The 15,516-nt window shown below is 41.6% G+C and carries 13 protein-coding genes and 1 pseudogene; 1 reads left to right on the top strand and 13 read right to left on the bottom strand.

Features of this window, described 5'->3' with window-relative positions:
* The 7 genes and pseudogenes from ACHCNF_RS13895 to rpmG all read right to left on the bottom strand — a co-directional run bounded on the left by ACHCNF_RS13895 (position 1) and on the right by rpmG (position 5,073).
* Positions 1-1,047, bottom strand: a complete 1,047-nt coding sequence (locus ACHCNF_RS13895) for a glycosyltransferase (protein ID WP_408070343.1) — start codon at positions 1,045-1,047, stop codon at positions 1-3.
* Between the two features lie 112 nt (positions 1,048-1,159).
* Positions 1,160-2,536: a CapA family protein gene (locus tag ACHCNF_RS13890; protein WP_408070342.1), complete on the bottom strand. Its 1,377-nt coding sequence runs from the start codon at positions 2,534-2,536 to the stop codon at positions 1,160-1,162.
* Between the two features lie 141 nt (positions 2,537-2,677).
* Positions 2,678-3,367, bottom strand: coding sequence for a 50S ribosomal protein L1 (gene rplA / locus ACHCNF_RS13885; protein ID WP_408070341.1), 690 nt, complete (start codon positions 3,365-3,367; stop codon positions 2,678-2,680).
* Positions 3,368-3,381: 14 nt separating this feature from the next.
* Positions 3,382-3,807 (bottom strand): 50S ribosomal protein L11, encoded by a 426-nt coding sequence (gene rplK / locus ACHCNF_RS13880; RefSeq protein WP_026661004.1) that lies wholly within the window; start codon positions 3,805-3,807, stop codon positions 3,382-3,384.
* Positions 3,808-3,982: 175 nt separating this feature from the next.
* Positions 3,983-4,495, bottom strand: a pseudogene (gene nusG, locus ACHCNF_RS13875) (transcription termination/antitermination protein NusG); the annotation flags it as partial.
* Between the two features lie 159 nt (positions 4,496-4,654).
* Positions 4,655-4,873 (bottom strand): preprotein translocase subunit SecE, encoded by a 219-nt coding sequence (gene secE / locus ACHCNF_RS13870; RefSeq protein WP_408070340.1) that lies wholly within the window; start codon positions 4,871-4,873, stop codon positions 4,655-4,657.
* A gap of 50 nt (positions 4,874-4,923) precedes the next feature.
* A complete protein-coding gene (gene rpmG / locus ACHCNF_RS13865; RefSeq protein WP_022760828.1) occupies positions 4,924-5,073 on the bottom strand; it encodes a 50S ribosomal protein L33 in 150 nt (49 codons plus the stop codon).
* A 390-nt stretch (positions 5,074-5,463) separates the two neighbouring features.
* Here rpmG and fliD point away from each other — a divergent pair, with 390 nt between their 5' ends.
* A complete protein-coding gene (fliD, locus tag ACHCNF_RS13860) occupies positions 5,464-6,759 on the top strand; it encodes a flagellar filament capping protein FliD (protein ID WP_408070339.1) in 1,296 nt (431 codons plus the stop codon).
* A gap of 385 nt (positions 6,760-7,144) precedes the next feature.
* Here fliD and ACHCNF_RS13855 read toward each other — a convergent pair whose 3' ends face one another.
* From ACHCNF_RS13855 to ACHCNF_RS13830, 6 genes are all read right to left on the bottom strand, one after another.
* On the bottom strand, positions 7,145-8,413 hold the full coding sequence (locus tag ACHCNF_RS13855) for a UDP-galactopyranose/dTDP-fucopyranose mutase family protein (RefSeq protein ID WP_408070338.1): 1,269 nt from the start codon (positions 8,411-8,413) through the stop codon (positions 7,145-7,147).
* Between the two features lie 223 nt (positions 8,414-8,636).
* Entirely contained in the window at positions 8,637-8,969 is a 333-nt protein-coding gene (locus ACHCNF_RS13850; protein ID WP_022760825.1) for a hypothetical protein, read from the bottom strand.
* Between the two features lie 428 nt (positions 8,970-9,397).
* A complete protein-coding gene (locus ACHCNF_RS13845; protein WP_408070337.1) occupies positions 9,398-11,059 on the bottom strand; it encodes a glycosyltransferase in 1,662 nt (553 codons plus the stop codon).
* Between the two features lie 85 nt (positions 11,060-11,144).
* On the bottom strand, positions 11,145-12,782 hold the full coding sequence (locus ACHCNF_RS13840) for a lysozyme inhibitor LprI family protein (RefSeq protein ID WP_408070336.1): 1,638 nt from the start codon (positions 12,780-12,782) through the stop codon (positions 11,145-11,147).
* Positions 12,760-13,614 carry a hypothetical protein gene (locus ACHCNF_RS13835; RefSeq protein WP_408070335.1) on the bottom strand — a complete coding sequence of 285 codons (855 nt, stop codon included), beginning with the start codon at positions 13,612-13,614 and terminating at the stop codon, positions 12,760-12,762. The genes ACHCNF_RS13840 and ACHCNF_RS13835 overlap by 23 nt, the downstream gene beginning before the upstream one ends.
* A gap of 79 nt (positions 13,615-13,693) precedes the next feature.
* Complete coding sequence (locus ACHCNF_RS13830) at positions 13,694-15,496, bottom strand: alpha-glucosidase (protein WP_408070334.1); 1,803 nt, start codon at positions 15,494-15,496, stop codon at positions 13,694-13,696.
* Positions 15,497-15,516 lie beyond the last annotated feature (20 nt).

The following is a 15,516-nucleotide window of genomic DNA, read 5'->3' as shown; positions in this document are numbered from 1 at the left end:
TCACAGTATTGTTTGCTGCATATCCCCCGAAGGAATTTCCCACTTGTCTGCTTCCGACTCATAGTCCTCAGCCTGCTCAAGGTTACCAAGTTCCCTATAGCACTCCGCTATCTTACGAATAGCCATATCACCACCTCTGTGAATATCCAGAATCGGTGATGTCTCATATGCTGCATTGTAGTACCAGACTATCGCTTCATCCAAATCTCCCTTATTGCGATAGTAGGTTCCAAGCTCAAAGCACATTTCACTCGATGGTATGGTAGTGAGATCCTTTAGTGAATACTTCAGAATCTCTTCCGTTTTACCATCTATAACTGCTACATGTGCAAGCACGCAGGCAGCTTCTTTGATCTGATCAAGGTCGCGTCCGTTGTCTGCAATCGCATCCTCAAAGAACTCTTTTGCCAGCATGAAATCTTCATCTGTTCCAACCATAAAAAGCTCTCTGGCATACATGTTATGAAGACGCTTACTTATATACTCACCTTCTCTGACAGCACGCCTAAACGCCGCCAGATCCCTTTCACCATGATCCTCAGTAGGATTATGCTGAATCTCGATATCGCTGTTGCACACTGTAGAATCAAGTTTTACCATCTCATGGATCGGGTCATGCCACACATATTTGCGAAGTCTTCTGAAAAGCTTGGGTCTGAGCTCACGGTCATAATTATAAACAGTATTATGACTCAGCTGATTACAGTAATACATCTGAACAACATCTATGTCGAGCTCATCGATGTCATTTTTCAATTGTTTGAAGCGTTCACGATTTTCCTCATCAATAATCTCATCGGCATCTGCAGAATATATAAAATCACATGTTGCCTGCTCAAAGGAATAATTCCTGGCATCGGAAAAGCTTCCTGTCCATTCGAACTCAAAAACCTTAGCTCCATAGGATTTGGCTATCTCGATAGTCCTATCAGAAGATCCGGTATCGACTATTATCATCTCATCAACCAAATCCTTAAGACAATCCAGACAGTTGCCGAGTTTTTCCTCTTCATTCTTAACGATCATACATAAGCTTACAGTAATCATGGAACGCCCCTCACTAATTCAATGATACACTACAATTATTATATTACTATGTCCACTAATGATGATTCTATTAAAAAGCTGCTCGCGTATATTATTTGTCTATATATTAATCTTATTGAATAAAACCATCATCGTCAATAGATATACCATCTGACATTTGTCTCATATGGTTTAAAACAGCTGCCCTGCTCTCACCTGTAGCTTCAAAAACTGTGCATCCGCTTTGAATGGCTGGAACAAGCTGTAATTTTACCTGACCGTCTTTATAAATGTTTGCTCTCAAAAGCCCTGTCTGCAACTCCTTAGAGTTAAAAAGATAATTTCCCAGGCTATATACGACAGGAACCCCATTTATGTATCCTATCTTCTGTAAAATGTGAGGATGAGCACCGACTATAAGATCCGCACCTGCCTCAACTATCTCAGGTCCCTGCTTTTGCTGCCACCAGTCTATTTCCTCTTTGTTCTCAGTTCCCCAGTGAATACATACAATTACAAAAGCTCCTGTTTCTTTGGCTTCTCTTATTCTGCTCACAAGTTTTGTTATATCCAGGCACCTGAAAACCCCCGGTGAATTGTCCGTTGCTCCCTTTGTATCCGGAGAATCTATTCTCTCTATCTCGGTAGCTGCGATTATAGCGATCTTTATGCCATTATCAGCCATGTAATACACGGGATGGGATGCCTCTTCAAGATTTGCTCCTGCTCCTATCCTTGAAACTCCTACATTATCAATAGCATTCAAGGTATCAAGTAGAGCTGTCTCGCCGTAATCATAGGCATGGTTATTGGCCAGTGTAGCTACATCCACTCCCATCTGGTTCAAAAGTTCAGCTGACGAAGGATCAGCTCTGAAAGTAAAAGTTTTTCCCTCAGTAGGGCTTCCGCCATAGGAATAGGGGAACTCATTATTTACAACCATCACATCCGCGCTTCTCATGTATGATAGAAGACTTTCACCTATAACCCCATCTATTCCACCACCATTTTGTCGGATTTTATTCATTATTGCATATCCCGGATCAAAAAGAATATCACCTGCAAATGCCATGGATACATAATCCTGATTTGCGGGAGTAATTGCATGCTCCCATTTAGGATCAAGTTCTGCTATTTCTGCATCTGCTTCTTCCTGTCCCTGCCCGGATTCTTCCTCAGCTTCTGTTCCGTTTATATCATTAGCATCCGGTTCTGATAAACCATTATCTTTTTTATCTTCATGAGCAACATCTGTATTACTAAATATTCCTACATCCGCGCTCCTGTTTTCTATCTTAGTAGCTCCGGGAAGTCTTGAATTCTCCCCGGCTATTGTGTCATCCGCCACCTCATCATTAACTGCGTTACCGGCTGATAGTGACAGCAGCACTATGCCGCCTACTGTAATAGTGACCAAAAATGCGCATACTGCCGCTATTACCGCAGTATTTATCCTTGTCTTATGGCCTCCTACACCTTTTTTTCCATCGTCATACAAACTATTTTTCATAACCTTTACAGAACATCTGCTGTTCCGCTCACTCCCCAATTTAAGAATACCATATTTTTATAAAAAAAATAGCTGTTGCACTAAAAACTTAGCGCAACAGCTATCCGATACTCATATTATATTGATATTCTCAAATACAAATTAATATCTGTTTGCAACAACCTTGACACCAGGGCCCATTGTTGTAGCAAGTGAGATGCTCTTAAGGTACTGACCCTTAACTGTTGAAGGCTTAGCCTTAACAATCGCATCCATAAGTGCAGTAAAGTTCTGCTGAAGCTGATCCTCTGAGAAAGATGCCTTTCCGATAGGGCAGTGGATGATATTAGCCTTGTCAAGACGATACTCAATCTTACCAGCCTTGATATCGTTGATAGCCTTTGTAACATCCATTGTTACTGTACCAGCCTTCGGGTTAGGCATGAGACCCTTAGGTCCGAGAACCTTACCAAGACGTCCTACAACACCCATCATATCAGGTGTAGCAACTACAACGTCAAAGTCAAGCCAACCTTCGTTCTGAATCTTAGGAATGAGCTCCTCGCCACCTACATGGTCAGCGCCAGCAGCCTGTGCCTCGTCAAGCTTTGTACCCTTAGCGAATACAAGAACCTTAACTGTCTTACCTGTTCCGTGCGGAAGAACAACCGCACCACGGATCTGCTGATCCGCATGACGACCATCGCAACTTGTACGAATGTGTACTTCTACAGTCTCATCAAATTTTGCAGTAGCAGACTTCTTTACTAAAGAGATTGCTTCTGCAGCTTCATACTGCTCAGTTCTGTTAATGAGCTTAGCAGCTTCAACATACTTCTTTCCGTGTTTCATCTCTTAGTCCTCCGTCAGTCTTCTACTACAATACCCATGCTGCGTGCAGTACCAGCGATCATGCTCATAGCACCCTCGATATCAACTGCATTCAGGTCAGGCATCTTTGTCTCTGCGATCTCTCTGATCTTGTCTTTAGAAATCTTAGCTACCTTGTTCTTGTTCGGAACACCGGAAGCCTTCTGAAGGTTGCAAGCCTTCTTAAGAAGAACTGCTGCAGGCGGAGTCTTTGTAATGAATGTGAAACTTCTGTCTGCATAAACTGTGATGACAACAGGAATGATGACATCACCTTTGTCAGCTGTCTTAGCGTTGAACTGCTTTGTGAATTCAACGATGTTAACACCGTGCTGACCAAGAGCCGGACCTACCGGCGGTGCTGGTGTTGCTTTACCAGCCTGGATCTGTAACTTAATGTATCCTTCGACTTTCTTTGCCATAATGGCACCTCCTAGAAATAATGTGGTCAGGCGCATTCCGAGTGTACTCCATGCCTCTCGACCGAAAATACCGGCGAAAGCTGTACACAAATGCTCCCACTCCAGTTCCCATGAATTGAAATAGCTTAATTCCAACCCATCTATATATAGTAGACAAATCTACGATATACCAATTTTAGCTTGTCACCTTACGAACTTCTGTGAATCCAATTTCAACAGGTGTCTCTCTACCAAACAGATTAACATTGATAGTAGCACTCTGCTTACCGAAGTCCATACGCTGAACGATACCAACAGTACCATTCCAAACGCCGGCAACAACTGCAATCTCGTCGCCTACGCCGAAATCAACAGACATATTTTCTGTCTTGATTCCAAGAGGCTTAATCTCTGCATCTGACAGCGGTACCGGTTTACTTCCGGGTCCCACGAATCCAGTAACACCTCGGGTGTTGCGTACAACATACCAGGTCTCATCGTTCATGTCCATATTAACAAGGACATAACCGGGAAACATCTTGCGGCTAACAGTCTTACGCGCACCATTCTTCATCTCTACAACATCCTGAAGCGGTACACGAACCTCAAAAATCTGGTTCTCAAGATGACGGTTTTCAATAGTCTTCTCAAGGTTAGCCTTAACCTTCATCTCATAGCCTGAGTATGTATGAACAACATACCAGTGAGCGTTTTGGTGAGCAGGAGCTCCTGAAGTCTCAACACTTGTGTCAGCAGTATCAGCAGCATCTTCTGTTGCTTCTACAGCCTGTGCATCTTCTTCTGCAGAGCCCAAAGTCAGATCGAGTTCATTTTCATTCTGCATCTCTTCTGCCATAATACTCCTTTATCAAATCTTGGTTATGATATTAATCAGGTAACCAAAAGCGTAGTCAAACACAGCTATAAGAGCTCCGATTATAACGGAAATAATAACAACAGCAGTTGTCTGCTTTGTAATATCTTCTCTGGTAGGCCAGATAATCTTGTTAAACTCAGCCTTAACGCCTTTGATAAAAGAAGATACTTTGCTCTCCTGTGCATTTTTAGTAGCATTATTATCGCTCATATCAACTATACTCCCTTCAACTCAAGGACTTTTCCCACGTTAGTATGGAATTACTTTGTCTCCTTGTGCGGTGTATGCTTCTTGCAGAAAGGGCAATACTTCTTGATTTCCATTCTGTCAGGATGTGTCTTCTTATCCTTTGTTGTGTCATAGTTACGGTTTTTGCACTCTGTGCAAGCAAGTGTGATTCTTGTACGCATTGTTCATTCCTCCGTGCGTTATTTCGATTTTACAGCCTGTTTTAAGGCATAAAAAAAAGACCTAAATTTTCTGTCGCTTGTATAATATAGCATAGGTACTTTTGAACGTCAACTGTATTTTTTAAAACTATTATTTTCATTAGCCGGTCAAATTTTCATTAATATAGAAGAACTTCTTAAATATTAAGTCTTCCTACTCGGCTAAATCCATTAAATACTTTACAGCTTTTCGATTCTTTTTACAATATGTTTATACTTATTTAATTGACGTTCTTGCCAAGCTGATGATAATGTTATAGTAATAAAACATGTCTTTGTATGCCCTCGTGTCGGTTGCCAATGGATTGGCAGAAGCACTCGCACGACATCAAGGAAGAAAGGAGGGGCAGCATGGCAGGCATTGGTATTAATGAAGCTTATAATCATTTCGCATCCACTTATGTTGCAAAAGAAAATGCCAACATAGACAAGCACAAGAAAAGCGAATTGCAAAGCGTCTACAAATCTATCGCTAAGATCAATAAAGAATCCCCTCTTCATGTTTTAAAACAGGATGATAACGCCCAGGCGGAGGTCGTGGGTATTAAAGAGCATGCCCGGACACTCAAAAGTCAGCTTGAAAATATGAGCAACGAAGAGAGCTCATCTCTTGGCAAAAAGTCTGCAGCATCATCTGATCCTGATAAGGTTTCAGTAGAATATGTAGGGAAAGGCAATAGTGGAACTTCTGAATTTAATATAGAAGTAAGCCACCTTGCAACCAACCAGATAAACGCCGGTCATTTTCTTAATCCTGAGGAATCAGTTCCTCTTCCAAAAGGAACCTACGCATTTAACATAGGAATAAACGGACACGATTACGAATTTCAATATAGCATTAGAGAGCATGATACCAACCATGATATTCAGGCAAAGCTCTCCCGCCTTATAAATAAAGCAGGAATCGGTCTTATCGCCGGCATGCAGGAAAGCGACGACGGAAAGAGCACCCTGATAATCGGGTCAAGCGATACCGGTTTAAAGCCCGGTCAGAATCTGAGATTTGAAGTCAGTGAATCCAAGACGGCTGAAAACAGTGGCAGCGTTTCATATTTCGGTTTGAACCTGATAGCACAGGAGCCCTCCAACGCACAGTTTTCGCTAAACGGCACAGAGCACAGTTCATCCTCCAACAGATTTACGGTTGGCAATGAGTTCGATATAACTCTTCGCGCTCCTACTGAGGAAGGTACTCCTGTTACAATAGGTGTCACAAACGAAAGCGATGCTCTTGTTGAAAATGTAAGATCTCTTATAAACGGATATAACACTTTTATAGAGAGCGTAAGTAATGTACAAAACTCCGGAATCAAGAGTTCAAAGCTTATTGGTGAAACCGTTGCCATTGCAGAAAACAGTCTCAAGGGAACATCAGAATATGGAATATCTCTAAAAGAGGATGGTCGCATAGATTATAATGCCCAGCTCCTTCGTGAGAAATCCGGGGCTGAGCCTCCTAAAGAGGTTGTGGTTCCTCTGAAGAATTTCGCCAAGGCTCTTGTAGCAAAAACCGATGAGATTTCCGTCGACCCTATGAAATATGTTGAAAGACCGGTTTTCAATTACAAGGATCCGCATGGTGGGGATAATCCATCACCATATATCACAAGCGAATACAGCGGCATGATGTTCAATAATTACTGCTAAAGCTTTTTTATGGAATAAGTGATGATACGCTACAAAATATATCCCGTTACACTCTCGTTGCGCTTCGCGCATAATCGATTGTAACGGGATATATTTTTCCGCTTACTTCTTTGTTATATTTCTTTTTTCTATTCCATAAAATTCAGCAGGTCATATACCATGTTGCTGCTTCGCGCATAATCGATTGTAACGGGATATATTTTTTCGCTTACTTCTTTGTTATATTTCTTTTTCTATTCCATAAAATTCAGCAGGTCATAGACCATGTTGCTGCTAGACTGTAAAAAAATCCCGGAAATAATATTCCCGGTTCAAGCGATTATGCACGTAGTGCAACGAGATTGAAACGGGATTATTATTCCGGGATTCATTAACTCAAGCTACCTCAAATATTCGCAACCATATCAAGGGCGGCAGCGATAACCTGATCCATGTTGTAATATTTGTATTGGCCAAGGCGTCCGCCGAAGAGAACATCGCCAAAGTCGTCAGCGAGCTTTTTGTATTCTGTAAAGAGCTCATTATTCTTTTCATCATTCATCGGATAGTAGGGTTCATCACCGGGTTTCCAGTCTGCAGGATATTCTTTGGTAATGATGGTACCCTTACCCTGTCCGAACTCAAAATGCTTATGCTCAATAATTCTGGTGTAGGGGATGTCGCGCTCCGTGTAGTTCACAACAGCATTTCCCTGGTAGTTATCCACATCGGGAAGATCCTTTGTCTCGAATCTCAAGGATCTGTATTCCAGATTTCCAAGCTTGTAACCAAAGAACTCATCGATCATTCCGGTGTAGAGAATTTTGCCGAAGCTGTCACCATCTATTGAAGTAAAGGGCTTTGCAGGAACATCTCCATTCATTTTCATAAATCTCTTGAATTCCGTATCTGTTTTAACAGTTATGCTGCCGCTAAGGTTGTTCTCGGCTGCACTTTGGGATGTTTCAAGAAGCAGAAGCTTATTTATAACAGAGGTATAACCGCCCATGGGAATTCCCTGATATCTGTCATTGAAATAGTTGTTATCATATATAAATCTGAAGGGAAGTCTTCTGATTATAAACGCAGGAAGTTCTTTGCAGTCCTTTCCCCACTGTTTTTCAGTATAGCCCTTCACAAGCTTCTCGAATACATCACGGCCGGCAAGTGAAAGTCCTTGCTCCTCAAGGTTAGCAGCTTCAAATCCTTCCCTGATGTCCTGTCCGCTTGCAGCAGCCACATCAAGAGCTTCAGCTGCTGCCTCATCGCCATTAGCAGCGCGCTCCTTTAATATACGCTTAACCTCTTTCCTTGCCTGTTCATCTATGATAGCTCTGGCCTCATCAGGAGTTCTGATTCCCCAAAGCTTACTGAATGTATTCATATTAAAAGGAAGATTGTAGAGTTCATCATGGAAAACAGCCACAGGTGAGTTTATATACTGATTAAACTCAGTGAATCTGTTTATGTACTCCCATACCTTTTTGTCAGATGTATGGAAAATGTGTGCACCATACATATGCACATTTATGCCCATGCGGTTTTCGGTATAGATATTACCGCCGACATGCTGTCTCTTATCTATAACCAGAACATTTTTCCCGGCTCTTGCCATCTCATGTGCAAAAACACAACCAAACAATCCGGCTCCAACTACTAAATAATCGTATTTCATTTACTCCTCCCAAAAACAATAGGTTCCCAACCACTTTTTTGTGCTCAGGAATTCATTTCCTTATGAATTGTAACATAAAACACCGTTTTAAGGAATTTGCAAAAGATTCTGCATCCACAGCGGAGCGTTTTTATAATATAGGAATTTCAGAGAAATTTCCTCGTATTATAAAAAAGCCCGGAAAGCAAATGCCTTCCGGGCGAAATCTTTACACTAAATTATCTTATGCCTGATATTTCTCAAGAGCCGTCATATCGCTCATGTAATCGAGAACTTTCTTGCGTCCTACCTTATTGAGCTTTACATACTGCTGCATTACGCGATTTTCTACAATCTTGTTTCCAAGATCGGTACCCTTCTCAAGAGTACTGAAGTCAACAGGGTTCAGATTAAGCTTATCACACATACGGATAACCGTACCGTAAGCCATTCCTTCAATACCTCTGTCTAATGCTGTTACCAGTGTGCTATATGGAATCGACATATCTATCGCGAACTGTCTGACACTCTTGTACTGTGCTAAAATTTCTCTTTTAAGGATTTCAGCCTTCGTCATATTATTACCTCCTATCTTCTTCAATTATATTTTTCTCGAACCGTCCCACGCCGAATCATCCCTGATAAATGAACACGGTTTTTACAGCTACAAAAAGTTAAATGTTATTACGTCATTTTGTAGCAGTTTCAAGTATACCTTATGAACGGTTTTTCGTCACTTATTTTTTTCTAAAATTTTATAATAAAATTCAATAAATTTGTCTGCGATTTTTGGACATAATGACAAAAAGTGCATGGAATCTAGTCTTGATACCTCAAACCCAACACCCATGCACATTTTTTCGTTTCTGAAATTTTCACTCAGTCGACAATGTTCAAATTGAAATTTTAGAAAAATTAGAAAATTTCAAAATATTTAACGGAATTACATACAAAATTTTGAAAATAATTTGAATTATTTTTTCGTTTTTTCGTTTCAAAAAGCTATCACGTTTCCGTAATTGTATTTATTATCCTACCGTCGACCTTTAAATACATCCTAAGTTTTCTAAGCAGTTGTTCCGGATTTGCTGCTCTTGCCGCAACATCACCCACAATTATGTAGTCAAAGCTGTGCTCAGGCCATGGAAAAGTCACAAGCTCAGGGTCACCTGATACCATGTCATTAACCATATATTTTGATAGTCCTGCAAATACATCCGCATTGGTAATCCCCGCCGTATAACTATCCGGCATCTGATACTTTATGGCAGATAAAGTAGTTCCCATTCCGGCATTAATATCAAGAATCCTGAGAACCCGGTTATAGAGCCTTATCTTTTTCTCCGGGTTTGAGCCGGCAGCTGCAGATGAGCTGCTCTGACCTGGAAAATCAGAATTAACGCCTTCACAATTTAAGTCCTTTTCAGATATCGCCCTCATCAGTGACGTGATTTTGTCATCTTCAGGCAAAGTGTAATTCCAGATATCAAAGCCCCACTTCTCAGTAAACTTCTCTCTGGATCTTTCCATAGCATCATTTTTGTCAAATCCGCTTCCGCCGTGATGATAGATGAAAGCATTGTGACACAGAATCTGGCGCCATCCTGCAAGGCACAGACGGATTCCAAGGTCATCATCCTCGAAATATCCCGGTGAGAAGCGCTCATCAAATATAGCCTGCCCTCCGTTCATGAGGACGCTTCCAAGTGCTTCTCTTTTTACCAAAAGTGCGAACCCGGTAAGTCTGCACCTGACCTCTATCGGATTCCACATTGGAACATTATGGTCCTTTGCATAGCTCTTGGCTGTCTCAAGGGCTGTCTCAAGGCTTATTGTTCTCCACCAACGGTGATCCCTTTGTGTAGGATTATCATCCACACGGAACATATCATCACGCTTTATGATATTCCCCGATACACTTTCAAGAGGCCTTGATTCAATCATGGGTGCCTCTCTGAGATACGGCTCAATGGATTCCATGGACACTTCCTGTGATGGAGCGCAATTGGTCACCGCCCCGGCCGCCCCGTTTCTTTTGTCTGAGTACAGTCCCATCTTTAGCCAGAACAGAGAGTTTGGCATAAGAATTGCATCATTATTAAGGAAAAATACATCATTTTCAGGATTTGCAGCAAGAAGCCCTTTGTTACAACCTGCAGGAAATCCTTCGTTTTTTTCATTTTGTATGAGTTTAATATGATGATCCGAATCGCACTTTTCCCGCAAAAAGCTCCGCAGCTCTTCATCAGTGGATGCATTATCCACAATAATGACCTCATAGCTGTCTTCCTGGCAATATCTTCTTATGGCATTCAGACACTCTTTGCAGAGCTCCGCATCATTATAGGACACAATCACAATCGAAGTATTTCGAACAAAGGCTCTGTCTCTGACATCGCTTATTGCATCTTGAATAACCTTTTCATCCTCAGGTTCATCGCAGTAATGCAAAGCATTCTCAAAACATAAAAATGCCTGATCTGCATTTCTATATCGATAATACAGACCAAGCATAAAATACAATTCATAATTATCATAATGCGCACGGAGCCCCTCAATGAGAACAGCGTATTCATCCACGCTGCTGCCCTGCTGCTCAAACTCTCCTGCACGCAATATAAATGATTCTGCAGATTCACGTTGTTCCTTGATAGAATGAACTTTCATATTGTCCCCCGACATAAGCAATTATCAAATTATCGTTGACAATATTATACAAAACAATATATCAATTTTTCAACGTCAGGTGGGATTACTGATCAATATCCTTGAAACTCTCTTCCACTTCAGCAGGTACCTCGAAGCTCTCACCTCTGGTCTCTGCAAGAACGCCTGCAAGATAGTATACCCTTTTTCTTGTGTATGACCATCCGGTACCATTTTCAAGAAGAGGCTGAAGTGTTCCACCAAGAGCTTCACTTCCTGCTTCCTTAACAGCAGCTTCTTTTCTCTTTATCCACTCTCTCTGATCCTTAAGGAGTTCTTCTTTCTTCTCAGGAGTTACCTCCTCTGTGAGCTTGCTCCAAACTGAGTTAAGTTCGTTGTCCCACAACTCAAACATCTCATAAGAAGTTATATTCATCTCCTGCTGAGGCATAGCCTCCCAGTCAAGGTTTTCATACTCCTGGTGTTTTGCCTCAACCATGGCAATTTCACTCTGCACTGAGCCATCATCCACAATAGGCTCTGCATCCTTTACAACCTTTTCCTCCGGGGCAGTTTCGACAGCTGCTGAAGTAAATCCGGTTACAGCAGGATCAACAGGCTCAAATGAAGGTCCCATGGCATTCATGATTTCATCTGTCACACCCAAAGATGAGAGCTTTTCAGCCTTTACCTTTTCAAGCTCATCCATTGAAATGAAGCTATATTCCTTGAAGGAATCCATGATTTTTTTGTACTCGCTATCGGTGTAAAGATTCGGCACATCTATTTTCTCATAGTTTTCCTTATCAACTACCTCATAGGAATAATACCAGTCCTGATCGCTACCTTCGTCTTGGTAATCGCTGAGTCTGAGGGTATATATGCAAATCGCACCATCAAGAGATGAAGCATCAAATTCATCATGTTCTCTCATCATGGCAAAGCTGTCCAGGTCATACTCCTGCTCTTCATAGTAGCCAAAACGGTAATTACCGTCAGCATCTATTATAGACATATCGACTCCATGATTGGATGCACCGTTGCTGCCGCTTCCGGAAATGAGGCCGCAGTTATTTATCTCAGTAAAGCTTCGTGACCAGTTTTCAAAGCCATAAACAATCTGCGCTTTACCCTCAATATCCTTCAAAATAAGTGTTGCTTCACCTTCCTGCTCCACAAAAGGACCTGTAAGTCTGATTGCCAGCTCCTTAACCCCGTCAGATCCGCAGTCAAGGTATGCATACTCCGCTCCTGTTATATCTCCGTGCTGAAAGTAATTATTCTCGTCATTGAAAGTCTTGTTAAACTCTGCCATAAGCTCAGATAAACTATACTCTTTATCTGCCGGCACAAGCTGAATAAGCTCCTCAATATCTGAAGGATAATCCACATTTTTCAATATATTATTGTTGTAAAAATCCAGGCTGATCTTGCCATCTCCGGCCACAACCTTTGACAAAGATTCGGGGACCTGACCATCAGTGCTCTCCGGCGCTCCGCCATTGTCACCCTCAGCAGCCTCAGCTTTTTCACTCTGACTGTCCTGTGCTGTCTCTTCACCGCCAGCGCTGCTATCAGAATTCTCCGCCTCTGCCTCAGATTCTGCTGCAGCCTGTTCATTCTCGGTTTGATTCTGAAATAGTCCGTCATCTGCGCCGCTTTGCTGAGTAGGTGTACAACCCGCAACCAAAGTGCATATCCCAATTATAGGTAAAATCGCTTTAAACCTGTTCATCTCTTTCATAATCTGACTCCTCATCTGTTTTATTTTCTCTTACCAGAAACTTCATTATTTTGCTATTATGCACCAGAAATACTGCCCCCAGCAAGAATAAATGTGTATAAAAGACGCCTACAATATAGTAATTTCTCTCAAGAAGATATCCCATTCCAAAGCCAAAGAAACACATTCCCGAGCACAAAACCATACAAAGAACCAGTATCGGCAGTCTTAAAAATGCATTTTTAATAGCGTCTAAAAAGTCCATAAAGGATGCATCAAAATATACAAATCTACCGACCATAAGTCCAAGATAATACATCATTACAGGGCTGTACTCACTCTCGTCCCCAATCAGATTAAGATACACCAGAATGATAATTGCATAGAACATTCCAAGCATTCTGACTGCAGCCTTTTCCTCCTTGGCAAGCCTTCCCAGCGGAATAATAAGGCTATCAAGAATAGTATTTAAAACAATGGACAGACAGATTAAAAGCAGCAGTATAAAGTCCTTGCCATCTGTCCACAGCTGATAAAAATACTGTAGCACCACTCCGGATCGTCCTGCACCGCCCTGCATCAGTGAATAAATATGATTTAGCACCACATATGCGCAGGCAAAGGATATAACTGAAGTCCCTGAGATTATCATCTCATAAAAAAGCTGAAGATATTTGTGAAACTTAACAGGAACCGCATTTCTTCTCTCCCGCCTTGGCATGAAGGACGAAGTAAACCTCGCTCCTCCAAGAAGAACCAAATCACAAACAAGAACACCCACAAGACCCACAGCAAAAAACAAAAGCTTCTGAAGCCATGTGAAATCCGAATTCAAGTAAGCATCAATTGTCATTTTTTCATACATCTCCTCATAATTATTAACATATAAAAATTCCCGCCTATTCTGTTACCGCAAAAGAAAACATCTGCCATTACGACATCTTAAACCTGTAAATCCTCGTCTCATAAGGTCTGTACATTCCATGTCTCACCGCATATGTGCAAAGCTCGCTCCTCATAAGGTCCTGCAGCACATTATCAACACCCTGGTCAGGCGCATCGGTTTTTGCAACAGCTCCGTTTCCAAGTTTCTTTACAAGCTCACTAAAGCCGGTGCCATATCTCATGTACTGCCTTCTGTCAGGATAATTGCACAACATCAGCTGTCCCTTTTTCCCTATGTATTTGTCAGGAATGCTTACCTTTACCGGCAATCTCGAGAATGAACATACAATCAGATAACTGACATTTCCAAGTGTACGCTCATACATATAAATGTTGACGTCCTTTGGATTATACTCTTTATAATCCCCATATAGAAGTGCTTTTGAACTTTTTCTGAGTGCAAGACATTTTCTGTAAAAATTGAGAATGCTGAACTCATCCTTCTCCTGAGATGCAACATTTATCTTCCTGTAATTGGGATTAACATAAAACCAAGGTTTCACCTTGGAAAATCCGGCATATTTGGAATCACTCCACTGCACCGGAGTTCTGGCGGAATCCCTGCTTGACAGATGAATCCTCCTGAGTCTTTTCTCAATCGACTCCTTAAGATGGTAAGTGTTGTAGTTGGTCTTACTGGACACATCAATATACTTATCAATGGAATTCAGGCGGATGTTGGTCATACCTATCTCCTGTCCCTGATAAATAAAAGGCGTCCCCTGCAAAAACAGGTAGCATGCAGCAAGCATAGTGCCGCTTTCCCTGTGATAATATTCACTTCCGTATCTGCTGATAACACGCGGATGATCATGATTTTCCAGGTAAAGACTGTTCCAGGCCTTGCCCGCAAGAGTGGTCTGCCACTTTGTAAAAGCCTTCTTAAGCTTTACCAGAGAAAAAGGTCTGTGAATATATTCGGTATAAACACAGTCAGCCATCATGTGATCAAAGGAAATCATCATATCAAGTGACTTATTATCCCCTGTCAGATATTTCAGTGCAGAGTTAACCGTTGTCATAGGTCCTTCGCCTATCTGAAAACAGTCATATTCCTTGCAGACTTCTCTAAACTCAGCAAGATATTCATGAATATGAGGACCGTCCTTATAAAAAGGCATTCCGTTAACCGCAGGCAGAAAAGGAATTCCGTTTGGAAGTCCTTCCTTTTTGGATATAAAATTTATTACATCCTCTCTAAAACCATCAACTCCCATGTCAAGCCAGAAGCGCATGATTGATTTTACTTCCTCGCGCACCTTAGGATTATCCATGTTCAGATCGGGCTGTTTTTTCGCAAAAATATGAAGATAATACTGGCCTCTTTCCTCGTCATACTCCCAGGCCTTACCCTCAAAAAGACTATCCCAGTTATTAGGCTCATCTCTCCAGATGTAGTAGTCGCTGTAGGGATTATCCCTGCCCTTCCTGCTCTCCTTAAACCAGGGATGCTCGTCAGAAGTGTGATTGACCACCAGATCCATTATCACCTTAAGTCCCAGTTCGTGAGCCCTGTGAAGCACCTTCTTAAACTGATCAAGAGTTCCGTAATCAGGGTGAATATCTTTATAATCGGATATATCATATCCATAGTCAGCGTTGGGAGATGGATATAGCGGAGAAAACCAGATTCCGTCTACTCCGAGCTTTTTCACATATTCAAGCTTATCGTAAACCCCGTACAGATCTCCTATGCCATCGCCATTTCCATCTGCAAAGCTGCGCACCCATATCTGGTAAAACGCCATTCTCTTATACCAGTCTTTTTCTCTTACCTTTTCATTACTCATAAGCAATCACCTGCAAAGAA

It is taken from the genome of Butyrivibrio sp. NATIVEDY162, from assembly GCF_045999815.1.
Taxonomy (GTDB): Bacteria; Bacillota; Clostridia; order Lachnospirales; family Lachnospiraceae; genus Butyrivibrio.
Note: the sequence above shows the minus strand (reverse complement) of the source record. Positions and strands in the feature narration are given on the sequence as shown.

Coding starts and splice junctions, on each gene's coding strand:
- ACHCNF_RS13895 (WP_408070343.1), bottom strand. CDS start 1,047: ATGATTACTGTAAGCTTATGTATGATCGTTAAGAATGAAGAGGAAAAA.
- ACHCNF_RS13890 (WP_408070342.1), bottom strand. CDS start 2,536: ATGAAAAATAGTTTGTATGACGATGGAAAAAAAGGTGTAGGAGGCCAT.
- rplA (WP_408070341.1), bottom strand. CDS start 3,367: ATGAAACACGGAAAGAAGTATGTTGAAGCTGCTAAGCTCATTAACAGA.
- rplK (WP_026661004.1), bottom strand. CDS start 3,807: ATGGCAAAGAAAGTCGAAGGATACATTAAGTTACAGATCCAGGCTGGT.
- secE (WP_408070340.1), bottom strand. CDS start 4,873: ATGAGCGATAATAATGCTACTAAAAATGCACAGGAGAGCAAAGTATCT.
- rpmG (WP_022760828.1), bottom strand. CDS start 5,073: ATGCGTACAAGAATCACACTTGCTTGCACAGAGTGCAAAAACCGTAAC.
- fliD (WP_408070339.1), top strand. CDS start 5,464: ATGGCAGGCATTGGTATTAATGAAGCTTATAATCATTTCGCATCCACT.
- ACHCNF_RS13855 (WP_408070338.1), bottom strand. CDS start 8,413: ATGAAATACGATTATTTAGTAGTTGGAGCCGGATTGTTTGGTTGTGTT.
- ACHCNF_RS13850 (WP_022760825.1), bottom strand. CDS start 8,969: ATGACGAAGGCTGAAATCCTTAAAAGAGAAATTTTAGCACAGTACAAG.
- ACHCNF_RS13845 (WP_408070337.1), bottom strand. CDS start 11,059: ATGAAAGTTCATTCTATCAAGGAACAACGTGAATCTGCAGAATCATTT.
- ACHCNF_RS13840 (WP_408070336.1), bottom strand. CDS start 12,782: ATGAAAGAGATGAACAGGTTTAAAGCGATTTTACCTATAATTGGGATA.
- ACHCNF_RS13835 (WP_408070335.1), bottom strand. CDS start 13,614: ATGACAATTGATGCTTACTTGAATTCGGATTTCACATGGCTTCAGAAG.
- ACHCNF_RS13830 (WP_408070334.1), bottom strand. CDS start 15,496: ATGAGTAATGAAAAGGTAAGAGAAAAAGACTGGTATAAGAGAATGGCG.